The sequence below is a fragment of the Microbacterium sp. KKR3/1 genome (assembly GCF_021272365.1).
GTDB classification, from domain to species: Bacteria; Actinomycetota; Actinomycetes; order Actinomycetales; family Microbacteriaceae; genus Microbacterium; species Microbacterium aurugineum.
This window is the reverse complement of the sequence record NZ_JAJSDW010000001.1, coordinates 63042-85008: the sequence shown is the minus strand read 5'-3', so window position 1 is coordinate 85008 and position 21967 is coordinate 63042. Positions and strand designations below refer to the sequence as shown.

General features: G+C 67.9%; 19 protein-coding genes. 4 read left to right on the top strand and 15 right to left on the bottom strand.

Going from position 1 to position 21967, the window contains the following annotated elements; genetic code table 11:
- Positions 1 to 35 precede the first annotated feature (35 nt).
- From LVJ59_RS00410 to LVJ59_RS00365, 10 genes are all read right to left on the bottom strand, one after another.
- Positions 36 to 1112, bottom strand: coding sequence for a glycosyltransferase (locus LVJ59_RS00410; RefSeq protein WP_232761626.1), 1077 nt, complete (start codon positions 1110 to 1112; stop codon positions 36 to 38).
- Complete coding sequence (gene ftsW / locus LVJ59_RS00405; protein ID WP_047522004.1) at positions 1109 to 2314, bottom strand: putative lipid II flippase FtsW; 1206 nt, start codon at positions 2312 to 2314, stop codon at positions 1109 to 1111. The genes LVJ59_RS00410 and ftsW overlap by 4 nt, the downstream gene beginning before the upstream one ends.
- Entirely contained in the window at positions 2283 to 3836 is a 1554-nt protein-coding gene (gene murD, locus LVJ59_RS00400; RefSeq protein ID WP_232761625.1) for a UDP-N-acetylmuramoyl-L-alanine--D-glutamate ligase, read from the bottom strand. Before murD ends, ftsW begins: the two co-directional genes overlap by 32 nt.
- Entirely contained in the window at positions 3808 to 4914 is a 1107-nt protein-coding gene (gene mraY / locus LVJ59_RS00395; RefSeq protein ID WP_047522001.1) for a phospho-N-acetylmuramoyl-pentapeptide-transferase, read from the bottom strand. The genes murD and mraY overlap by 29 nt, the downstream gene beginning before the upstream one ends.
- A complete protein-coding gene (gene murF / locus LVJ59_RS00390; protein ID WP_232761624.1) occupies positions 4911 to 6323 on the bottom strand; it encodes a UDP-N-acetylmuramoyl-tripeptide--D-alanyl-D-alanine ligase in 1413 nt (470 codons plus the stop codon). Before murF ends, mraY begins: the two co-directional genes overlap by 4 nt.
- 27 nt (positions 6324 to 6350) lie before the next feature.
- Positions 6351 to 8117, bottom strand: coding sequence for a penicillin-binding protein 2 (locus LVJ59_RS00385; RefSeq protein WP_232761623.1), 1767 nt, complete (start codon positions 8115 to 8117; stop codon positions 6351 to 6353).
- A 30-nt stretch (positions 8118 to 8147) separates the two neighbouring features.
- On the bottom strand, positions 8148 to 8708 hold the full coding sequence (locus tag LVJ59_RS00380; protein WP_134351543.1) for a hypothetical protein: 561 nt from the start codon (positions 8706 to 8708) through the stop codon (positions 8148 to 8150).
- On the bottom strand, positions 8705 to 9643 hold the full coding sequence (rsmH, locus tag LVJ59_RS00375; protein WP_232761622.1) for a 16S rRNA (cytosine(1402)-N(4))-methyltransferase RsmH: 939 nt from the start codon (positions 9641 to 9643) through the stop codon (positions 8705 to 8707). The genes LVJ59_RS00380 and rsmH overlap by 4 nt, the downstream gene beginning before the upstream one ends.
- A 102-nt stretch (positions 9644 to 9745) precedes the next feature.
- Positions 9746 to 10177, bottom strand: coding sequence for a division/cell wall cluster transcriptional repressor MraZ (gene mraZ / locus LVJ59_RS00370; RefSeq protein ID WP_017830220.1), 432 nt, complete (start codon positions 10175 to 10177; stop codon positions 9746 to 9748).
- Positions 10178 to 10421: 244 nt separating this feature from the next.
- On the bottom strand, positions 10422 to 10796 hold the full coding sequence (locus LVJ59_RS00365; RefSeq protein WP_134351547.1) for a DUF3040 domain-containing protein: 375 nt from the start codon (positions 10794 to 10796) through the stop codon (positions 10422 to 10424).
- A 97-nt stretch (positions 10797 to 10893) separates the two neighbouring features.
- Between LVJ59_RS00365 and LVJ59_RS00360 the strand changes: the two genes are divergently transcribed.
- Complete coding sequence (locus LVJ59_RS00360; protein WP_232761621.1) at positions 10894 to 11982, top strand: polyprenyl synthetase family protein; 1089 nt, start codon at positions 10894 to 10896, stop codon at positions 11980 to 11982.
- A 13-nt stretch (positions 11983 to 11995) separates the two neighbouring features.
- Here LVJ59_RS00360 and LVJ59_RS00355 read toward each other — a convergent pair whose 3' ends face one another.
- Positions 11996 to 12364, bottom strand: coding sequence for an Rv2175c family DNA-binding protein (locus tag LVJ59_RS00355; protein WP_323131586.1), 369 nt, complete (start codon positions 12362 to 12364; stop codon positions 11996 to 11998).
- Between the two features lie 121 nt (positions 12365 to 12485).
- Here LVJ59_RS00355 and LVJ59_RS00350 point away from each other — a divergent pair, with 121 nt between their 5' ends.
- Complete coding sequence (locus LVJ59_RS00350) at positions 12486 to 13673, top strand: LysM peptidoglycan-binding domain-containing protein (RefSeq protein WP_232761620.1); 1188 nt, start codon at positions 12486 to 12488, stop codon at positions 13671 to 13673.
- A 77-nt stretch (positions 13674 to 13750) separates the two neighbouring features.
- Positions 13751 to 15697: a Stk1 family PASTA domain-containing Ser/Thr kinase gene (gene pknB / locus LVJ59_RS00345; RefSeq protein WP_232761619.1), complete on the top strand. Its 1947-nt coding sequence runs from the start codon at positions 13751 to 13753 to the stop codon at positions 15695 to 15697.
- A gap of 75 nt (positions 15698 to 15772) precedes the next feature.
- Here the strand turns inward: pknB and LVJ59_RS00340 are convergent, their stop codons facing one another.
- Entirely contained in the window at positions 15773 to 17113 is a 1341-nt protein-coding gene (locus tag LVJ59_RS00340; protein ID WP_131491295.1) for a class II 3-deoxy-7-phosphoheptulonate synthase, read from the bottom strand.
- Positions 17114 to 17161: 48 nt separating this feature from the next.
- The gene (locus LVJ59_RS00335) at positions 17162 to 17851 is read right to left on the bottom strand and encodes a 1-acyl-sn-glycerol-3-phosphate acyltransferase (RefSeq protein ID WP_052193411.1); all 690 of its coding nucleotides are present in this window, start codon (positions 17849 to 17851) and stop codon (positions 17162 to 17164) included.
- Positions 17852 to 18002: 151 nt separating this feature from the next.
- Between LVJ59_RS00335 and LVJ59_RS00330 the strand changes: the two genes are divergently transcribed.
- Positions 18003 to 19835, top strand: coding sequence for a long-chain fatty acid--CoA ligase (locus LVJ59_RS00330; protein ID WP_047521985.1), 1833 nt, complete (start codon positions 18003 to 18005; stop codon positions 19833 to 19835).
- A 67-nt stretch (positions 19836 to 19902) separates the two neighbouring features.
- On the opposite strand, the gene LVJ59_RS00325 is transcribed toward LVJ59_RS00330, so the two are convergent.
- Together LVJ59_RS00325 and LVJ59_RS00320 are read right to left on the bottom strand one after the other, a co-directional pair.
- Entirely contained in the window at positions 19903 to 20394 is a 492-nt protein-coding gene (locus LVJ59_RS00325) for a peptide deformylase (protein ID WP_232761618.1), read from the bottom strand.
- Positions 20394 to 21938 carry a MinD/ParA family protein gene (locus LVJ59_RS00320; RefSeq protein WP_232761617.1) on the bottom strand — a complete coding sequence of 515 codons (1545 nt, stop codon included), beginning with the start codon at positions 21936 to 21938 and terminating at the stop codon, positions 20394 to 20396. The genes LVJ59_RS00325 and LVJ59_RS00320 overlap by 1 nt, the downstream gene beginning before the upstream one ends.
- Positions 21939 to 21967: the final 29 nt, after the last annotated feature.

Here is a 21967-nt window from a genome sequence, read left to right as displayed (position 1 = left end):
TTCAGTCTACTTTTCGTTCGGTGGTGTCGACCGCGTCAGGCCGCATGCAGCGCGCGGTCGATCAGGGTGATCACGTTCTCCGTGCCGTTGCGGGTTCCTGCCGTCGCGGCGGCGGCCGCCATCCGGTCGATCCGTGCCTGATCCCCCAAGAGGGGCACGACGATCCGGCGTACCGCGTCGCCGTCGAAGGTGGCGTCGTCCAGGAGCTCGGCAGCACCGGCCGCCACTGCAGAGGCCGCGTTCAGTCGCTGCTCACCGTTGCCCACCGAATAGGGCACGTAGAGCGCGGGGATCCCCAGCGCGCTGATCTCGCTCACCGTCGCCGAGCCGGACCGCGACACGATCAGGTCTGCGAGCGCGAAGGCCAGATCCATGCGATCCACGTACCGACGCAACGCGTAGCCGTCGACTCCGGGGTCCGCCAGATCGCTGCGTTCACCGGTCACATGCAGCAGCTGCCAGCCCGCTGCGAGGATGTCCTGCCAGGAATCCGCCAGAGCCTCGTTGAGGCGCTGTGCACCGAGCGAACCACCGAAGACGAGCAGCACGGGACGCTTGGCGTCGAGCCCGAAGTGCTCCGCGGCCTCCGCGCGAGCGGCCGAACGATCGAGCGCGATCACCTCGCGGCGCAGGGGCATCCCGACCACTTCGCTGCCACGGAGAGGCGTGCCCTCGAACGCGACGCCCACGGCCGCCGCGCGGCGGGCACCGAGCACGTTGGCCAGTCCGGGCTTGGCATTGGCCTCGTGCACCACGAACGGAACACCCTCGCGACGAGCGGCGACGTACGCCGGCGCCGACGCATACCCGCCGAACCCGACGACGACGTCGATGCCGTGCCGACGGATGTGCTCGCGCACTTGGGCGATCGCCCGACGGAACCTCCCGGGGAAGGCGGCCGCCTGGCGGTTCGGTCGGCGCGGGAACGGAACCTTGTCCACGATCAGCAGGTCATAACCTCGCTCGGGCACGAGTCGCGATTCGAGCCCCTCCGCCGTGCCGAGCACGAGGACCGAGTCGTCGGGGACGCGCTCACGGAGCGCATCGGCGACGGCGAGCAGGGGATTCACATGGCCGGCGGTGCCACCGCCGGCGAGGAGATACGAGGTCACCTGGCGACCCTACCCCGCTCCGCTGACTGCTTCTCGGTCACGGGGATCGTGCGTGCGAACGCGAGCAGCACGCCGCAGGCGATCAGCACGGCGAGCAGTGCTGTGCCTCCCTGCGACATGAACGGGAGAGGGACGCCCATCACGGGGAAGATACCGATGACGACGCCGATGTTCAGGACGGCCTGACCGACGATCCACACCGTGATTCCCCCGGCCGCGACGCGGATGAAGGCATCCGGCGTCTTCCGGATGATGTGGAACGCACCGACCGTGAAGAACGTGAACAGGGCCAGGACGACGATGCAGCCGATCAGCCCGAGCTCTTCTCCGACGATGGCGAAGATGAAGTCGTTGCCCGCTGCAGGCAGCCATCCGTACTTCTCCTGGGAGTTGCCGAGCCCGAGTCCGAAGATCCCCCCGGATGCCATGCCCCAGATGCCGTGGATCGACTGATAGCAGTCGCCCTCGTACAGCGCCATGTCGTCGCACGTGGCGACGATGCGGCGCATGCGGTCCTGGCTGGACAGCGCGTAGGCGAGCACCGCGATGACGCCGAGAATCACGGGCAGGATGAACAACCGGAGCTTGACCCCGGAGAAGAACAGGCACCCCAGGAGGATGAGGACCAGCACCATCGCGGTGCCGAGGTCCTTTCCGGCGAGCACGGTACCGATCGCGAGCGCACCGACCGGGATCACGGGAATGAAGACGTGATGCCAGGTGCCGAGCATCGCCTGTTTGCGCAGCAGCACCGCCGCGATCCAGAGGGCCAGGGCGAGCTTGAGGAACTCGGAGGGCTGCAGCGTGAACCCGGCGATCTGGATCCAGTTCCGGTTTCCGCCGTCCTCGATACCCAGCGGCGTGAACACCAGCAGCTGCAGAGCGACCGCGCCGAACAGTGCGGGCCACGCCATCTTCTTCAGGAACGCGACCGGCATCCGACTGACGAGGAACATCAGCGGCACACCCAGGAGGGCGAACACCCCCTGACGCAGCACACCGCCCATCGGGTCCTTGCCGCTCGCGACCGCGGAGGCACTCGTGGCGGACAGCACCATGACCAGACCGAACAGAGTCAGCAGCAGCGCGGTCGATGCGATGAGGAGGAACTCCGTCGACACCGGAGTGAACCGACGCCCGAGGGAGACTCGGGCTGCGAGCCCGCCGGACTCAGAGCGCGGAGGGCGGGACACCTGTGTCATCGGCGCTCCCCCGGTCGATCCAGTCCTGCACCGCCTCGGCGAAGCGATGCCCGCGATCCGCATAGCCGGAGAACTGGTCGAAAGACGCCGCAGCCGGGGCCAGCAGGACTGTGCCCTCGCCGTCGACGATCCCCGACGCGATCTCCACGACACGGTTCATGACCTCACCAGTCTCGCCAGCATCCACCTCGAACACCGGCACCGTCGGCGCGTGTCGCCGGAATGCCGCGACGACGGACGCACGTTCGACGCCGATCACGACGGCCGCACGAGCCGTGGTGCCGACCTCGGCGACGAGCTCGGCGATGTCCACGCCCTTGAGGTCACCCCCGACGATCCACACGGCCCCCGGGTAGGCACGCAGCGACGACGCTGCCGCGTGCGGATTCGTCGCCTTGGAATCGTCGACCCAGGTGATCCCCCGGTGTCGCGCGACCACCTGAATGCGGTGGGCGTCGAGGCGGAAGGACTGGAGCGCTGCGTGGATCGCCTCCGGCTCCACACCGAGGGAGCGCGCCAACGCACTCGCTGCGAGGATGTTCTGCACGATGTGCGGAGCCGCGAGGCCCGCCTCATCGAGAGCGGCGACGGTCGTGAGCTCGAGGCCGCTGCGTGCACGGTCGTCCAGGAAGGCCCTGTCGACCAGGAGCCCCTCCACGATGCCGAGGTCGCTCGGGCCCGGGATCCCGAGATCGAAGCCGATGGCGCGGGCCCCCTCGACGACCTCCGCCTCCTCCACCATGTGGCGGGTGGCCTCATCCGCCTTGTTGTAGACGCAGGCGACACGGGTGTTCCGATAGACCACGGCCTTCGCATCGCGGTACGCCTGTGCACTGCCGTGCCAGACCAGGTGATCGTCGGCGAGGTTGAGGCAGACGGCGGAGTACGGGAACAGCTCACCCTCGGGGCGGGACTGTCCGAGGTACCAGAGCTGATGGCTCGAGAGCTCGACCACCAGCACGTCGAAGCCCGCCGGGTCGCGCACGGCATCGAGCACCGGCACGCCGATGTTGCCGCACGGTGCCGCGCGCAGGCCCCCCGCCACGAGGAGTGATGCGGTCAGCTGAGTCGTGGTCGTCTTGCCGTTCGTCCCGGTGATCAGCACCCAGTCGGCCGGCGAACCGTCGGCACGGACGACCTTGTCGCGGACGCGCCACGCGAGCTCCACGTCGCCCCAGATCGTCACGTCCGACTCCTGTGCCCACCGGATGAGCGGGTGCGAGGGCGGGAACCCCGGCGAAGCGATGACGACCTCCGGCGCGAAATCCACCAGCACGGCGGGGACTTCGGCGAGTGATCCGAGCTCGAGGCGTGCACCGATCACCGGAAGCAGCCGCTCGTATTCCTCCTCCGCCGATTCGCTGAGCACCAGCACGTCCGCGCCGAGTTCGGTGAGTGTATCGGCCACGGAGAAGCCGGTCATGGACAGCCCGAGAACCGCGACCCGAAGACCCCGCCAGTCGGCGTTCCAACTGGTGAGTCCGGCGAGGCGCTCAGTCGACACGGGTGAGCCATTCGACATAGAACAGGCCGACGGCCGACACGGCGAGCAGACCGGCGATGATCCACATGCGGACGACGATCGTGACCTCGGACCAGCCGCGCATCTCGAGGTGGTGATGGAACGGGCTCATCAGGAAGAGGCGCTTGCCTCGGGTGAGTTTGAAGTAGCCCCGCTGCAGGATGACCGAACCGGAAGACAGCACGAACACCCCGGCGATCACGAGGAGGAGGAGTTCGGTGCGGGTGAGGATCGCCATGGCCGTGATCACGCCACCGATGGCCATCGAGCCGACGTCACCCATGAAGACCTTCGCCTTGGGGGCGTTCCACCAGAGGAAACCGATGAGGCTCGCCGCGACCGAGGCCGCGATGATGGCGAGGTTGAAGGGATCGCGAACCTCGTAGCATCCGCCGAGCGCATCGGGGTCTCCGCCGATGCAGGGTTGCTTGAACTGCCAGAACGCGATCACGCTGTACGCACCGACGACGATGACGCCGGCACCGGCGGCGAGGCCGTCCAGCCCGTCCGTCAGGTTGACGCTGTTCGACGTGGCGACGCCGATGACCGAGATCCACACCAGATAGAGGATCCAGCCGAGCACGACACCGAAGGCGAACAGGTTGAGCCAGGTGATGTCGCGGAAGAGGGAGATCGCGGAGCTCGCAGGCGTCTGCCCCCACTTGTTGGGGAAGTTGAGGGCGACGATGCCGAAGGGCACGATCACGATGAGCTGGCCGATGACCTTGCGCCAGCCCGACAGCCCGAGGCTCCGCTGGCTGCGCACCTTCATGTAGTCGTCGATGAAGCCCACGGCACCGAAGCCGACCATCAGCCAGATCACCAGAAGCGCCGAGAGGGCGGGAACCTCGCCGCTGACGAGGACGCCCGTGAAGTAGCCCACGATCGAGCCGAGGATGAAGATGACGCCGCCCATCGTGGGGGTCCCCCGCTTCGCCTCATGGCTCGGGTTGTGGACCGACTCCGGGGTACGGATGACCTGTCCCCAGCCCCACTTCCGGAAGAGCCGGAGGAAGACGGGGGTCAGGAACAGGGTGAAGGCGAGCGAGATCGCCGCCGACATGATGAGAGACCTCACGAGAACAATTCTCCCAGACGATCGCCGAGATGCCGGAGGCCCACGGAATTGGATGACTTCACGAGCACGCGGTCGCCGTCGCGGAGCTCGGTGCGGAGGTACTCGTACGCCGCGTCCTGGTCGGGAAGGTGCACGGCCTCACTGTCCCAGGAGCCTTCGCCGACGGCGGCGAGATAGAGCCGCCTGGCCTCCGGTCCGACGACGACGATTCGCTGGATGTTCAGACGCACGGCGAGCAGACCGATCCGATCGTGCTCCTCCCCCGCGCTCTCGCCGAGTTCACTCATGGCCCCGAGCACGGCGACCGTCCGCTCATCGGGACCGGTGATCTGGGCGAGGGTGCGCAGCGCCGCAGCCATCGAGTCCGGGCTGGCGTTGTAGGCGTCGTTGATGATGCGGACGCGGTCGCTTCCGAGCGGTTGCATACGCCATCGTTCGGCGATCTCCACCGTCTCCAGACGCGCGACGGCGTCTGCCGGGGCGATGCCGAGGACGAGGGCGGAGGCGATCGCCGCCAGGGCATTGGTGATGTGATGCGCGCCGAGCACGCGGAGTCGCAGCGGCAGCCGCTCCCCGCCGACCTCGATGACGCAGGACGTGCCCGAGGCCGATACCTCGATGTCGACTGCGCGCACGTCGGCGGCGTCACTCTGCCCGAAGCCGATGACGTCCAGGCCGCGCGAGAGCGCGAGATCCTTCATCGCGGCCACTCGGGGATCGTCGATGTTGAGCACGGCTGTGCCGGGCACCCGGGCCGCCGAGACGAGCTCCGACTTCGCCTTGGCCGTCGCCTCGATCCCGCCGAACCCTCCGGCATGAGCCATGCCGACCATGAGGACCACTGCGAGATCCGGCTCCACCAGGCCCGCGAGGTGCGCGATGCTCCCCGGCGCGGCCGCACCGAACTCGCTCACGAGGAAACGGGTGCTCTTCGTCACGCGGAGCATGGTGACGGGAGCACCGACCTCATTGTTGAACGACTTGACGGGAGCGACGGTCTCGCCTTCGTCCTCCAGGATGCGCGCGAGGAAGTTCTTGGTCGTCGTCTTGCCGTTCGACCCGGTGATGCCGACGATGCGGAGCCGCCCCTCGGCACGGACGCGAGCGACCACCTCGCGTGCGAGGGCGCCGAGGGCCACGACGGCGTCCGACACGACGACCTGGCTGACGGGGACGTCGACGGTGTGCTCGACGATCGCCACGGCGGCCCCTGCTGCGACAGCCGCACCCACGAACCGGTGGCCGTCGGTCTCCGCGCCGGGCTTCGCGACGAAGACCGAGCCGGGAGTCATCGTGCGGGAGTCGGTGTCGACGATCCCGTCGACGACGGTCTCGGTCGTGTCCTCTCCGGCCACGCGCAGTTCACCGCCGACTGCGGCGGCGATCTCAGCGAGCGTCAGGGCGATCATTTCATCTCCATGCGCGGCTCTCGCCGACTATCCGAACTTGGGAAGGAGCTCGTCCATCGGGACAGTGGACGGCATCACGCGATAGGTCTTCATCACCTGCGTCATCGCCTTCTGGAAGGCGGATGCGGTGGCCGCGGACGATACAACCTTAGTCGGCTCGTCCAGGGTGACCACGACGACGTACTGCGGATCGTCCACCGGGGCGAACCCCACCATGCTGGTGTAGTAGACGCCGGCCTTGTAGCCGCCGTTGCCGTCGGACACCTGCGCGGTACCGGTCTTGCTGGTCACACGGTAGCCCGGCACCTGGATGCGGTCCGCGTTGCCGCCCTGCACCGCCACGTTCTCCAGCATGCGCGTCAGCTCGGCCGCGGTCTGCTTCTTGATGATCTGCTCATGCTTCGGCGCCTCGGACTTCACGACGGTGCCGTCCTCGGCCGTGCACGATTCGACGAGGGAGAGATCGATCTTCTCCCCGCCGTTGGCGATCGCCTGGTAGGCACCGGCAAGTTGCGGTGCCGTCACCGTGAAGTACTGGCCGAACGTCGTCGTGTAGAGGGACTGGCTGTCCCAGTCGCTGACCGGGTGGAGGATGCCGCCGACCTCCGAGGGGAAGTTGAGGGTCTTCTGGCCGACTCCGAACCTCTCGAGGTAGTCGTAGCGCACGTCCGGGGAGACCATGGTGCCGAACTTCGACAGCGCCACGTTCGACGAATCGATGAGCCCACCGGCGAGCGTGTAGTTGTAGGCGGGGTGACTGAATGCGTCGTTCACGACGGCTCCGTTGGGGAACGTCTCCCGCGACGACGCGGTGACCGTGCTCAGCGGTGTGAGGCCCGCGCCCTCGATGACGGCGGCGGCCGTGATCGCCTTGAACGTGGATCCCGGCTCGAAGTCCTTGTGGAAGATCTGGCTGTACCGGGTCTCCGGCGTCGAGGAGTCCAGATCGTTGGGGTCCATCGAGGGCCACTCGGCTGCCGCGCGGATCTTGCCGGTCTTGACCTCGACGACCGTCACGGTGCCGCCCTTGGCGCCCTGCTTCTGCGCCTCCTCACCGATCATCTGCTGCAGATACCACTGGAGGTCGCTGTTGATGGTGAGCTCCACGGAACCGCCGTCGACGGCCTCCACCGTGCGTTCGCTGCCGGGGATCACCACGCCGTTCGATCCCCTGCGGTACGACTCCTCGCCGTCGATGGGTGCGAGGCACTTCTCGCTCAGCTGCTCGATCCCGGCCTGTGCCGTCCCCGATCCGTCCAGGAAGCCGAGGATGTTCCCGGCGACCGCACCGTTCGGATAGACGCGGGTCTCCCTTCCCTCCATGTGGAGGTAGGCGAGCTTCAGATCGCGGAGTTCGATGTACTGCTCCGTGGTGAGCGAATTCTTGAGCGGTGCGTACTGACTCTGCGGGTCGTTCGCGAGCGCATCCGACACGAGGGCGCGCACGTCGTCACCGCTCTGCCCGGTGATCGCGGCGATCTTGTCGGACGCCTCGGCCCACGGCACCTGGGGATCCTTCTCCTCCAGCTGCATGATGACCTTCGGATTCAGCTGCGCATCGTAGACCAGCACGCTCGATGCGAGCACGGTGCCCCCCGCGTCGACGATCGATCCGCGTCGACCGGGGATCGTGTTCCCCGCGCCGATCTTGGTGAGGGATTGCGCGACGTGCTCGTCGGCGCTCACGACCTGGATGTCGATCAGGCGCACGACGAAGGCCGCCAACACGGAGAGGATGACGGCGAGGGCGACGACGGTACGTCGCCGAGGACCGCGGGTTGCTCGTGTCGTCATGCGATCTCTCCATCGATCATTTCGTGCTGGTCAGTGCGTGGTGGGACTCGGGAGCCCGTCGGTGATGGCCGGCGGAAGGTCCGGCGTCGTCTGGGCCGTGTCGCCGTCGTCGGTCACGGTCTCCGCCGGCGGCGGTTCCACGATCAGGGAGTTGGCCACAGCCGCCGCACCGTCCGGGTTGACGGTCGAGATCCCCTCCGCGCCGGCTCCGGTGCCGAAGAGCGCTCCGTCGCTGAGCCGCAGGTACGAGGGAGAACCGGCGACGACCATGCCGAGATCGGCAGCGCTGCTGGCGAGCACCTGCGGCGAGCTGAGGCCGGTGAGCTCTTCCTGCAACGCGTGGGACCGGAGATCCAGTTCACGCTGCTGCGAGGAGAGCGCGGCCAAGGTGAACGAATCCTGGGTGATCGCGAGCGAGAACCCCACCTGTGCCGCACCGATCGCCAGGGCCCCACCCAGGGCGACGAGCGCGTACGCGAGCTTCGGCTTGCGACGGACCGCCGGCCGTGTGACGGGCTGCAGCCGCCTCTGCGGCTCGCGGGTCGGTGTGAGGGGCGTCGCGGGCTTGCGGACCACCGCGTTCAGACTCATGCGCTCTCCCGCAGTTTCTCGGCGGCGCGCAGCCGCACCGGGATCGCCCGGGGGTTGCGCGCGCGTTCGTCGTCGCCGGCGAGTTCCGCACCCTTGGTGAGGATGCGGAACCGCGGTGCATGTTCGGGCAGTTCCACCGGAAGCCCGGCCGGCGCCGTCGAGGCAGACGCCGCGGCGAACGCCTGCTTGACGAGCCGGTCCTCGAGCGACTGGTACGACATCACCACGATGCGTCCGCCGACATCGAGCGCATCCATCGCTGACGGGATCGCGTCGGCCAGCACGTTGAGCTCGGTGTTCACCTCGATGCGCAGGGCTTGGAACACGCGCTTGGCCGGATGCCCGGCACGCTGTGCGGCAGCGGGAGTCGCTGCGATCAGGATCTCGACGAGCTCGCCGGAGCGGGTGATCGGCTGCTTCTGACGCGCCTCGATGATGAAGCGCGCGTAGCGACCGGCGAGCTTCTCCTCCCCGTACCGCTCGAAGATGCGGCGCAGGTTGCCTTCGCTGTACGTCGCGATGACATCGGCAGCGGTGACGCCCTTGGTCTGGTCCATGCGCATGTCGAGAGGAGCATCCTTCGAGTACGCGAATCCGCGCTCGGCCTCGTCGAGTTGGAGGGAGGAGACCCCGAGGTCGAAGAGGATCCCTGCCGCGCCCTGCGCATGCAGTCCGATCTCGTCGTACACCGTGTGCACCAGCGTGACGCGGTCCCCGAATCGGGCGAGCCGCTCCCCCGCGATGCGCAACGCGTCGGTGTCGCGGTCGAGCCCGATCAGTCGGATGTTCGGAAAACGCTCGAGCAGAGCTTCGGAGTGGCCGCCCATACCGAGCGTGGCGTCCACGAGCACCGCTCCGTCCGCTTGAAGGGCGGGAGCGAGCAACTCGACGCAGCGGTCGAGCAGGACGGGGGTGTGGATATCTCGGAGGTTCATGATCTTTCTCGGGGTGACCATCGGCTCTGATCCCCCTCCGCTTCTCGACCCGGCACCGGGGAAGTGTGTCGGGGCGGGAGCGGCGGGGCATCACAGCCGTGGTCAGAAGAGTCCCGGAATCACCTCCTGCTCGAGGTCGGAGTAGGTCTCCTCACCAGCGGCGAGGTAGGCGTTCCAGCTCTCCGCGTCCCAGATCTCGGCGTGAGCGCCGACACCGGTGACGATGAGCTCCTTCTGCAGCCCTGCGTACTGACGCAGGTGCGCGGGGATGGTGATGCGGTTCTGACTGTCGGGCATCTCCGCACTCGCACCGGAGAGGAACAGACGCATGAAGTCACGCGCCTGCTTGTTGGCGAGCGGAGCCTGGCGGATCCGCTCGTGCATCGCCTCGAACTCGGCCGTGCTGAACACGTAGAGGCACCGTTCCTGGCCGCGGGTGACGACGATGCCGCCACCGAGGTCCTCGCGGAACTTCGCAGGAAGGATGACCCGTCCTTTGTCGTCCAGCTTCGGAGAGTGCGTACCCAGCAACATCGGCCATCACCCCCTCTGCGTCCGGCCAACTCGAGGTGCGCCCCACTTTACTCCACTTTCCTCCACTTACCTACGACCAATCCGGGAAATCACGGGTCGTGAGCAAAAGGGCATGCTGAAATACCGCGGAATTCCGCGGTGGAGCGAAGTGGAGGCTCAGTGGAGGAGCGTGGCGGCCCGCGCGTTAACGACAAAAGCCCGGATGCTCAGCATCCGGGCTTCTGTCGTGAGAAGTGTGTGGGGGTCAGTGACCGTCCTGCCGACGATCCCAGCGGTCGTTCATACGGTCCATGAACGAGGCGGAATCCTGCCGCTTCGCCGCAGAGCGTTCCCGAGGCTGCGCAGGAGCCGTGCGCCGCACGGGCGTGACGGCCACGATGACACCGGCGAGCATCGCCACGAATCCGATCACGCCGACCACGATGCCCCATACGCCGCCGAGGATGACGCCGGCCACGAGGCCGCCGACACCGGCGAGGAGAAGGAGAGCACCGTAGACCAGATTTCGGTAGCTCAGTGCGCGGTCGCCAGACGGCGCGCTCACGACGTCGGCATCATTGTGAAGGAGATGGCGTTCCATCTCGTCGAGCAGACGCTGCTCCTGTTCGGAGAGTGGCATTTCGTCCCCCTCGGGTATCGTGCCTCCCATTCTACGCGCGCGGAGGCGTCCGGGGCTAGCAGTTCGACGTCCCCTTGCTTTACGTATGCTGGGAGTCGTGTCGTCCTCCTCCCCCGTCCCCGGCGCGGTCGCCGCTCGCCTCGACCGCTTCCTCGCACGGATGCGCGACGAATCCGCCGACTACGGCCCGGACGCCGTCTCCTTTCTCGATGCCGCGGCCGGCACCCTCGAAGGAGGGAAGAGACTGCGCGCCCGGTTCTGCCACGCCGGCTGGCGCGCCGTCGCACGCTTCCACGAGCGTGATGCGGCAGAGACCGAGGCGCTCTGGGACGTGTGCACCGCGTTAGAGATCTTCCAATCCGCGGCTCTCGTGCACGACGATCTGATCGACAACTCCGACACCCGTCGCGGGAGGCCGGCGGCCCATCGCGCGCTCCAGGCGTCGCACGACGAAGCCGGGTGGTCGGGAGATGCCGAGTCGTTCGGCCGCGCCTCCGCGATTCTTCTCGGCGACCTTCTCGTCGCCTGGAGCGACGATCTGCTCGAGGCCGCGCTGGACGACCAGCCGCACGCGCGCGCCGTGCGCTCCGAGTATGCCCGGATGCGCCGGGACGTGACCACGGGGCAGTTCCTCGACATCGCCGAGGAGTCGGCCTGGAGCGTCAACGACGGAGCCCTCCACGCCGATCGGGCGCTGCGGGTGGCATCTCTCAAGTCGGCCAGATACAGCATCGAGCAGCCGCTGATCCTCGGCGGCGCACTTGCCGGCGCCGACGCCGATCAACTGGACGCGCTTCGCCGTTTCGGTCACCCGATCGGGATGGCCTTCCAGCTGCGCGACGACGTGCTCGGAGTGTTCGGCGACGCCTCCGTCACCGGGAAACCGGCCGGTGACGACCTTCGGGAAGGCAAGCGCACGGTTCTGATCGCCCTCACGCGGCAGGCGCTCGACACGTCAGCGAGGAACCTGCTCGACGAGATGCTCGGAGACGTCGAGCTGACACCGCAGCAGGTGACCTCCTTGCAGGCGACGATCACCGACTCGGGTGCGCTCGCTCAGGTCGAGACCATGATCGCGGACTACGCCCGGGACGCCGACCGCGCCCTCTCGGGCGCCCGGCTCGACAACGCCGCGGTCGCCGAACTGCGTGAACTCGCACGCGCAGCGACGGTCCGTTCCGCCTGACGCGACGGACCCCTCAAGCGAGAGTGCGTGCGAGTCGACGCACGGCGCTCTTGTGCCCCGCCAGCAGTGCGTCGATCGGCGAACGCCCCAGGCTCTCCTCGTCCGCGAGCAGCCAGTCGATCAGCTCGTCGTCGGTGAAGCCCGCATCCTGGAGCACGATGATCGTTCCCCGCAAGGAGCTCAGAGGACGCCCGTCGACGATGAACACCGCCGGCACGGCGAAGGTGCCGGTGCGACGGGACCCGACCAGGTAGTGCTCGTCGATCAGACGGCGCACGCGACCGAGCGGCTCGTCGAGCACCTCGACGAGGTCGGGCATCGTCAGCCACTCGACGGCAGCGGCGGCAGGGGTTCCAGCAACGTTCTCAGACACGTTGCCCACTATCTCATCTCCGCCGGGATGCCGCATATCGACCCATCAGCCCCATACGTCACTTCCGTCACTTCTGTTGACTTCCGTTTACATCCGTGTCAGCGTGAAGTGCTCGAAAAGGGGGCTCGCCTTGGGAATCAAGACCGCCACGCGTCGAACGCGCAACCTGCAGCTCGGACTGCCTGCGGCCGTCCTGGGGGCTCTGGCCGCCACGCTCACCACCGCTCCCGCCGACGCCGCCTCGACGACGACGACGGACTTCTCGCCGATCGAGCGCCCGCGCAGCGTCCCCGTGCGCACGGTACCCGCCCAGTCCGCACCGTCGAGCTATGTCGTCCAGCCCGGTGACACCGTCTCGGCGATCGCCTCACGCTTCGGGCTCCGCACGGTCGACGTGCTGTCCTGGAACGGGCTCTCGTGGCGTTCGGTCATCTACCCGGGCCAGACCCTGACCCTGCAGGCGTCGGCCGCACCAGCCGTCGCGCCGGCGCCGGCTCCGACGGCGACCTCGACATCGCATCAGGTCGTCGCCGGCGACACCGTGTACGCGATCGCCCGGAAGTACAGCACCACCGTGGATGCCGTGCTCGCTGCGAACGGGCTGACACGCGCTTCGGTGATCTATCCGGGACAGCGCCTCGTCGTCTCCGGCTCCGCTGCGCCGCAGGCGGCCGCCGCGCCGGCTGCCACGCCCGCCACTCCCCCTGCATCCGCGGCGGCCCACACCGTCGTCGCGGGTGACACCCTGTTCGGCATCGCGCAGAAGTACGGGACCACCACCCACGCGCTGTTCACCCTGAATGGACTCGGCCCGTCATCGATCATCTACCCCGGTCAGCGACTCGCCGTGCAGGCCGCCCCCGCCCCTGCGGCGTCGAGCACCGCCGCGACCGGCGGGCAGCGCTACGCGAGCCTCACCGCCGAGCAGGCGTCGAACGCCGCCCTCATCATCCGCATCGGCCGCGAGCTCGGTGTGAGCGATCGCGCCATCGCTTTGGCACTCGCGACCGGCATGGTCGAGTCGGGACTCCGCAACCTCGATTGGGGCGACCGCGATTCACTCGGGATCTTCCAGCAACGCCCGAGCACCGGATGGGGAACGCCCGCGCAGATCATGGACGCGGAGCGCAGCACGCGAGTGTTCTACGGTGGTCAGCACGATCCGAACGGGCAGGCGACGCGAGGGCTCCTCGACATCCCCGGCTGGGAGAGCATGCCGTTCACCTCGGCCGCTCAGGCCGTGCAGATCTCGGCCTATCCCGACCGATACGGCCAATGGGAGACGCAAGCTTATGCCTGGCTCGCGCTCTACGGGTGACGACATCCGGAAAACCGACACCGCCGAGAGGTGAGCCGCTCCCCTGACTTTCAGGCAGTCCTCCATAGAATTCTGACGTGACGACCAATCAGCAGGCCGACCCCCTCATCGGGCGGCTTGTCGACGGCCGCTACCGTGTGCGTGCTCGCATCGCCCGTGGCGGGATGGCGACGGTGTACGTCGCCACCGACCTTCGGCTGGAGCGGCGCATCGCCCTCAAGGTGATGCATGCGCACCTCAGCGATGACTCCGCGTTCCAGAGCCGCTTCATCCAAGAAGCCCGCGCGGCCGCCCGCCTGGCGGATCCGCACGTGGTCAACGTCTTCGACCAGGGGCAGGACGGCGAGCTCGCCTACCTCGTGATGGAGTACCTCCCCGGGATCACGCTGCGCGAGCTGCTGCGCGAGCAGAAGCGCCTCACCATCCCGCAGACCATCACGATCATGGATGCGATCCTGGCCGGGCTCTCCGCCGCGCACCGAGCCGGCATCGTGCACCGTGACGTCAAGCCGGAGAACGTGCTCCTCGCGGAGGACGGACGCATCAAGATCGGCGACTTCGGCCTCGCCAGAGCGACGACGGCGAACACGGCGACCGGGCAGCAGCTGCTCGGGACCATCGCGTACCTCGCGCCTGAACTGGTCACCCGAGGCACGGCCGACGCGCGCAGCGACATCTACGCGCTCGGCATCATGCTCTACGAGATGCTCGTGGGTGAGCAGCCGTACAAGGGCGAGCAGCCGATGCAGATCGCCTTCCAGCACGCCACGGAATCCGTCCCGCGTCCGAGCGTCCGCAACCCCGCGGTGCCGGAGCAGCTCGACGAACTCGTGCTCTGGGCGACCGAGAAGTCGCCGGACGAGCGCCCGGACGACGCCCAGCAGATGCTCGAGCGTCTGCGTGAGATCGAACGCGAACTCGGCATCACCCCGATGGCCGCCCGCGCGACCGCTCCGCAGCACAGCCCCGGCGACTCCGGCGACCTCACCAAGGTGATGCCGAGCACGATGGTCATCGCGGATCCTGCCGCCCCCGTGGCCGCCCCGATCGACAACGCGACGCTCCTTCGACGGCGCGCGTCGAAGCGGCGCGCGCGCGGCGCCTTCCTCCTCACGCTCGTGCTGCTGCTGGCCGTGCTCGCGGGTGGCGTCGGCTGGTGGTTCGGCTCCGGCCCCGGGTCGCTCATCGCCGTGCCCGGCGTCGCCGGCAAGACCTACGACGACGCCGCGGCCGTGCTGGTGGATGCCGGCTTCGTCCCCACACAGAAAGACGAGTTCTCCGTCGACGTCGACGCCGGAACCGTGATCGAGACCGACCCCGGCGAAGGCACTCGGCTCGACAAGGGTGACGCCGTCACGGTGATCGTGTCCGCAGGCCCCGCCTCGCACGACCTCGAAAAGCTCAACGGACGAACGGAACAGGACGCGCGCGACTATCTCGCCGGGGTCAACGTCAACGTCGACGACGAGACCCTCATCCTCTTCTCGAATGCCGACGCGGGCATCGTGATCAACGCCTACGTCACCCCGCGCGCAGGCGGTGACGCCTATGCCTGCGGTGACGGATGCACCGTCTTCGAAGACGACTCCGTGGAACTGTACGTCTCAGCGGGTGCTTTCCCCGACGTGTCCGGCATGTCGGTCGACGAGGCGACCTCGACCTTGACCGGAAAGGACCTGGTCGTCAACGAGGAGTCCCAGTACGCCTTCAGCAACGATGTCGCCAAGGACATCGTCATCGGCGTGGCGGACCGGGCTTCCGAGGGCAATTGGCGCCCCGGAGACACGGTGCAGCTGATCGTCTCGAAGGGACCCGAACTCTTCCCGGTCCCCGATGTCACCAACAGGACCCTGAACGAAGCGAAACAGATCCTCGCCGACAACGGCTTCACGGCCAGCTACGCGGCCTGGGGCGACCTGCCGGGGTTCGCGGAGATGGCCACGGTGACCGGCCAGGACCCGGGAGCGGACAAGTCACTGCCGCGAGGGGGCACCGTGAACCTCTCCATCCAGCTCACCGGCTGATCCCACAGCCCACACGAGAGAGCCGCCCTCCCGAGGTTCGGGGAGGGCGGCTCTCTTCGTGACGCGAGGAGCTGATCAGCGCTTCTCGAGCTCCTCAGCCACCAGGAACGCGAGCTCCAGGGACTGCATGTGGTTCAGACGCGGGTCGCACAGGCTCTCGTAACGCGTCGCGAGAGCCGCCTCGTCGATCTGCTCGGATCCACCCAGGCATTCCGTGACGTCGTCGCCGGTGAGCTCGACGTGGATGCCACCCGGGAACGTCCCGACTGCGCGGTGCGCCTCGAAGAAGCCGCGCACCTCGTCGACCACGTCGTCGAAGCGACGCGTCTTGTAGCCCGTCGGGGTGGTGATGCCGTTGCCGTGCATCGGGTCGGTGACCCACAGCGGCTGCGCACCGGAATCGCGGACCGCCTCCAGCAGGGGCGGCAGGGCGTCACGGATCTTGCCCGAGCCCATCCGCGTGATGAACGTGAGTCGGCCGGGCTCGCGGTCCGGGTCGAGCTTGTCGATCAGCTGGAGCGCCGTCTCGGGCGACGTCGTCGGTCCGAGCTTCACGCCGATGGGGTTGCGGATCTTGGAGAAGTAGTCGACGTGCGCGCCATCGAGCTCGCGGGTGCGCTCGCCGATCCAGAGGAAGTGAGCCGACGTGTTGTACGGAGTGTCCGTGCGCGAGTCGATACGCGTCATCGGTCGTTCGTAGTCCATCAGCAGGCCTTCGTGACCGGTGAAGAACTCGACGCGCTTCAGCTCGTCGAAGTCGGCGCCGGCCGCCTCCATGAACTTGATCGCGCGATCGATCTCGGCCGCCATGCGCTCGTAGCGCTGATTGGCGGGGTTCTGCGCGAAGCCCTTGTTCCACGAGTGCACTTCGCGGAGGTCGGCGAATCCACCCTGGGTGAACGCGCGGATCAGGTTCAGCGTCGACGCGGCGGTGTGGTAGCCCTGGAGCAACCGACCCGGGTCGGCCGTACGAGAGCCCTCGGTGAAGTCGTAGCCGTTGACGATGTCGCCGCGGTACGCCGGCAACGTGACGTCGCCGCGCGTCTCGGAGTCGCTCGAGCGCGGCTTCGCGAACTGACCGGCCATGCGGCCCATCTTGACGACTGGCATCGATGCGCCATAGGTGAGCACCACGGCCATCTGCAGCACCGTCTTGATGCGGTTGCGGATCTGCTCGGCCGTCGCGCCGGCGAAGGTCTCGGCGCAGTCGCCGCCCTGGAGCAGGAACGCCTGTCCCGAAGCCGCGCGGGCGAGCCGGTCGCGGAGGTTGTCGACCTCACCCGCGAAGACCAGCGGCGGGAGGGTTGCAATCTGGCGCGAGACGTCGGCGACGCGGTCCGCGTCGGGCCACTGCGGCTGCTGCTTGATGGGAAGCGAACGCCATGCATCAAGTGCTTCGATGTGGTGCGGGAGCATGCCTTCCAGCCTAGTGGTCGCGGGGACCACGCAGATGCGCGCGGGAGGCTATGTGACGCGGGTGGGGAGCCGGTCCTTGACCGTCGACGCGTAGACGTCTTCGTACTTCTGCTCACCGAGGCGCTGCAGGGCCACCATGATCTCGTCGGTGACGGAGCGGAGGATGTAGCGGTCGTTTTCCATCCCGGCGTAGCGGGAGAAGTCGAGAGGTTCCCCGATGACGATCCCGACCCGGACGATGCGCGGCAACCGCCGTCCGATCGGCATCGCCGTATCGGTGTCGACCATGATCACGGGGATCACCGGGACCTTGGCTTCGAGAGCCATGCGGGCGATCCCCGTGCGGCCGCGATACAGCGTGCCGTCGGGACTCCGTGTCCCCTCCGGGTAGATGCCCAGGAGGTCGCCTCCGCCGAGGACCTGGAGGCCCGTGTTCAGGGACGCCTCCGAAGCCTTGCCGCCGGAACGGTCGATCGGGATCTGTCCGGTGGCTTTCATGAAGAACTTCGTGGACCACCCCTTCAGACCCCGGCCCGTGAAGTAGTCGCTCTTGGCCAGGAACGACATCGACCGGTCGATCATGAGCGGAAGGAAGATGGAATCGGCGAAGGACAGATGGTTGCTGGCGAGGATCGCCGCACCGCTTGCGGGCACGTTCTTCCGCCCCACGATCCACGGTCGGAAGACCGCCTTGACCACGGGGCCGATCACCACGTACTTCATCAGCCAATAAAACATCGAGTGGAAGTCTAGCGCCGAGGGTCGCATCCACCCGGGTCTTCTCCGCGGCGCTTCCGCGCGAGCGACCCAGTTTCACCCCGGACGCAACTCGGTTCCATGCCCTAGACTCGAAGCCACGCCCTGCCCGACCGGTACCGAAGGAGCTGCCGTGGTCCAGTTTGAAGTCCCTGCGATCGTCCCCGCCGACCCCGATGCGAACGTCGCCGACCTCCTGGTCAAGCGCGTCGAAGCCACTCCGGATCGCGCCCTCTTCTCCGTGCCGGAGGGCGACGGCTGGCGCGACATCTCCGCCGCCGACTTCCAGACGGCGGTCGTCGCCCTGGCGAAGGGCTTCGCCGCCGCCGGGATCCAGCCCGGTGAGAAGGTCGGCTTCCTGGCGCGCACCACGTACGAGTGGACGCTCATCGACTTCGCCCTCTTCTACGCCGGCGCCGTGATGGTGCCGATCTACGAGACGAGCTCGCCCTCGCAGATCCAGTGGATCCTCGAAGACTCGGGTGCGATCGCGCTGATCGTGGAGTCCCCCGAGCACTTCGCCCGCTTCGATGAGGTCCGCGGCGACCTGCCGCTGATCCGGGAGGTCTGGCAGCTGCACCTCGGAGCGATCGACACCCTCACCGCGCAGGGTGCGTCGGTGACGGACGGAGAGATCGAGCGCCGCCGCAGCCTCGCCGTCGGATCCGACATCGCGACGCTCATCTACACCTCCGGTTCGACCGGCCGCCCGAAGGGGTGCGTGCTCACGCACAGCAACTTCGTCGAGCTCTCCCGGAACTCGGCCAAGGCCCTGGACGAGGTCGTGCAGACGCCCGGCGCGTCCACGTTGCTGTTCATCACGACCGCACACGTGTTCGCCCGCTTCATCTCCATCCTCGACGTCCACGCCGGCGTCCGCACCGGACACCAGCCCGACACCCGTCAGCTGCTGCCGGCGCTCGGTTCCTTCAAGCCGACCTTCCTCCTCGCGGTCCCGCGCGTCTTCGAGAAGGTCTACAACTCCGCGGAGCAGAAGGCGGAGGCGGGCGGCAAGGGCAAGATCTTCCGCTCGGCCGCCGACGTCGCCATCGAGCATTCGAAGCTGCTCGAGCAGGGCAAGAAGATCCCGTTCGGCATGAAGCTCAAGTTCGCGCTGTTCAACAAGCTCGTCTACAGCAAGCTCCGCGAGGCGATGGGCGGCAACGTCGTGTATGCCGTCTCGGGCTCCGCTCCCCTGGGCTCGCGCCTCGGCCACTTCTTCCACAGCCTGGGCGTCGTCATCCTCGAGGGCTACGGCCTCACCGAGACGACTGCCCCGGCGACGGTCAACCTGGCCGACAAGTCGAAGATCGGCACGGTCGGACCTGCTCTCCCGGGTGTCGGACTGCGCCTCGCCGAGGACGGCGAGATCGAGGTCCGCGGCATCAACGTCTTCAAGGAGTACTGGAACAACCCCGAGGCGACGGCCGAGGCCTTCAGTGACGGCGGCTGGTTCCACACCGGCGACATCGGCAGCTTCGACTCCGAAGGCTTTCTCACGATCACCGGGCGCAAGAAGGAGATCATCGTCACCGCCGGAGGGAAGAACGTCGCTCCCGCCGCGCTCGAGGATCCGATCCGTGCGAACCCGATCATCGGGCAGGTCGTCGTGGTCGGTGACCAGCGTCCGTTCATCTCCGCTCTGATCACGCTCGACCCGGAGATGCTTCCGACCTGGCTCGCGAACAATGGCCTCGATGCCAAGATGTCGCTGGCGGATGCGTCCACGAACGCCGCCGTCCGCGCCGAGGTGCAGCGGGCGGTCGACGCCGCGAACGACCGGGTGTCGCGCGCGGAGTCGATCCGGAAGTTCACGATCCTCGACTCCGAGTGGACGGAGGCCTCCGGCCACCTCACACCGAAGCTCTCGATCAAGCGCAACGTCATCATGAACGACTTCGCCGACGAGATCGCCGCGATCTACGACGAGCCGGTCGCCACCACCAACGTCGCCATCGGCGGCTGACACCCCGGACAGCAAGAAGGGCCCCGCTCGCGCGGGGCCCTTCTTCGTGCGGTCGGAGTTCAGGCCGTCAGAACCAGGCGCTCTCCCGCACTTCGCGCATGGCGGCCTTGCGCGTCTCGGCATCGAGCCTGGTCAGGAAGAGCTTGCCGTCGAGATGGTCGGTCTCGTGCTGCAGAGCCTGCGCGAGGAGTCCCTCCCCCTCGAGCACGACGGCATTGCCGTCGAGATCGATGCCCTCCACGCGCGCCCACGGATACCGCAGTGCGTCGTGCCACAGTCCGGGTACCGAGAGGCAGCCCTCGCCCGTCGGCTCCGGCTCCCCCCGCACTTCGGTGAGGACGGGATTGAGCACGTAGCCGATGTCGCCGTCGATGTTGTAGCTGAACGCACGCAGCGCGACGCCGATCTGCGGTGCGGCGACGCCGGCGCGACCCGGCAGCTCCACCGTGTCGACCAGGTCGGCCACGAGTGCGCGCACCCCCTCGTCGATCTCCTCGATCGGGGCACACACCGTGCGCAGGACGGGGTCGCCGAAGATGCGGATCTCTCGGACCGACATCAGGCGGCCCTGGCCCGCAGGCCCTCGACCAGGAGCGCCGCCAGCTCACGCGCGGCGATGCGGGTCTCCGGCGACAGGGTCGCGAACACGATCGTCCCCCCTCCCGCGATCTGCGGGTCGTAGGGGACGCGGACGACGCTCCGCGCACGGGTGGCGAAGTGGGATTCCAGCTCGTTCAGCCGCACCAACGGGGTCCCGGGCGTGGACTGGTTGAGGACGACGATCGCCTCACGCGCCTGCTCCGCGAAGCCGTTCGTCTCGAGCCAGGTGAGCGTCTCGGATGCCAGACGGGCCTCATCGACGCTCAATCCCGAGACGATGACGATCTGGTCCGCGAGGTCGAGCGTCGCCGACATCACGGAGTGGACGATCCCGGTGCCGGTGTCGGTCAGGACCAGCGAGTAGTAGTGAGCGGCCACGCCGGCCACGTCGCGGTAGTCGCTGTCACTGAACGCCTCGGCGACGCGCGGATCGGAATCGGAGGCGAGGACATCGAGACGTGTCGCGTCGCGCGCGACGATGGCGGAGATGTCGTGGTAGCCCTTGACGTCATCGTGGATCCGGACCAGATCGCGCACCGACTTGCTGTGATGCGGCCGCACGATGCGCTCCGCGAGGGTTCCCCGATCGGGGTTGGCATCGACGGCGATCACCCGGTCCTCGCGGGCGTCGGCGAGTGCCATCCCCAGCAGCGCGGTGATCGTCGTCTTGCCGACACCTCCCTTGCGGGAGAGCACCGGGACGAAGCGTGCACCGCCCGCGAGCGGAGCCGCGATCCTCGCCGAGAGCGCCTTGCGTTCCCGCGCGCGTCTGCCGTCGCCGATGTTGATGCGTCGGCCAGAGATCGTGTACAGGAAGTGGCTCCACGCTCCCTCCGGCTCCGGCTTGGCCACCCGATGCGGATCGAGCAGTCTGTCGGCGGTGAGGAGATCCGCGGACTCGCGCGAGGACTCTCCCAGGTCGTCCAGACGCTTGGACGTCAGCGTCACGTCGGTGCGCGGTGCCGTGCGGGGGGACTGCGAGATGACGGTCTTCTTCTCCTCCGGAGCGGACACGGATCTGTTCTCCTTCTCGACGGATGTTCGTACGGGAGCAGATGTCGACGGAGACGGCGGCGCTTCCGCGCTCGCTCGTGCGAGGAATCGTGCCGCGGCGGCTGCCTCTTCGGCCTGGTGCCGCGCGTCGTCGGTGACTTCGACGACCGCAGGCGTCTCGGGGGTCTCGGGCTCGTCGACCACGACGGCATCGATGACCTTCTCCGAAGACGGCCGCACGATTCGAGGCGCCGCGACGGCGGGGGTCTCGACCGGACGGGCGTCGGTCGCCTGCTCCTCGACGCGAGGCGGATCGATCACGAGCTCGCCGACGACCTCGCCGTCCACGACCCCGTCGTCGGCAAGGTCATCGTCCTCGTCCTTCGGCAGCGTCACACTGACCTGCGCGGTCGCCCCGAGGATGCCGATGCCTGCTGTGTCGAGTGACGCGGCTTCGTCGAGCACCCCCAGCGGGTTATCCTCGGGGTCCGTGGTGTTCTTCGGTGTCACGATGTCGCTCCCAGCCTGTGCGGGCCCCG

Coding starts and splice junctions, on each gene's coding strand:
- ftsW (WP_047522004.1), bottom strand. CDS start 2,314: ATGACACAGGTGTCCCGCCCTCCGCGCTCTGAGTCCGGCGGGCTCGCA.
- murD (WP_232761625.1), bottom strand. CDS start 3,836: ATGTCGAATGGCTCACCCGTGTCGACTGAGCGCCTCGCCGGACTCACC.
- murF (WP_232761624.1), bottom strand. CDS start 6,323: ATGATCGCCCTGACGCTCGCTGAGATCGCCGCCGCAGTCGGCGGTGAA.
- LVJ59_RS00385 (WP_232761623.1), bottom strand. CDS start 8,117: ATGACGACACGAGCAACCCGCGGTCCTCGGCGACGTACCGTCGTCGCC.
- LVJ59_RS00380 (WP_134351543.1), bottom strand. CDS start 8,708: ATGAGTCTGAACGCGGTGGTCCGCAAGCCCGCGACGCCCCTCACACCG.
- rsmH (WP_232761622.1), bottom strand. CDS start 9,643: ATGAACCTCCGAGATATCCACACCCCCGTCCTGCTCGACCGCTGCGTC.
- mraZ (WP_017830220.1), bottom strand. CDS start 10,177: ATGTTGCTGGGTACGCACTCTCCGAAGCTGGACGACAAAGGACGGGTC.
- LVJ59_RS00365 (WP_134351547.1), bottom strand. CDS start 10,796: ATGCCACTCTCCGAACAGGAGCAGCGTCTGCTCGACGAGATGGAACGC.
- LVJ59_RS00340 (WP_131491295.1), bottom strand. CDS start 17,113: ATGCTCCCGCACCACATCGAAGCACTTGATGCATGGCGTTCGCTTCCC.
- LVJ59_RS00335 (WP_052193411.1), bottom strand. CDS start 17,851: ATGTTTTATTGGCTGATGAAGTACGTGGTGATCGGCCCCGTGGTCAAG.
- LVJ59_RS00325 (WP_232761618.1), bottom strand. CDS start 20,394: ATGTCGGTCCGAGAGATCCGCATCTTCGGCGACCCCGTCCTGCGCACG.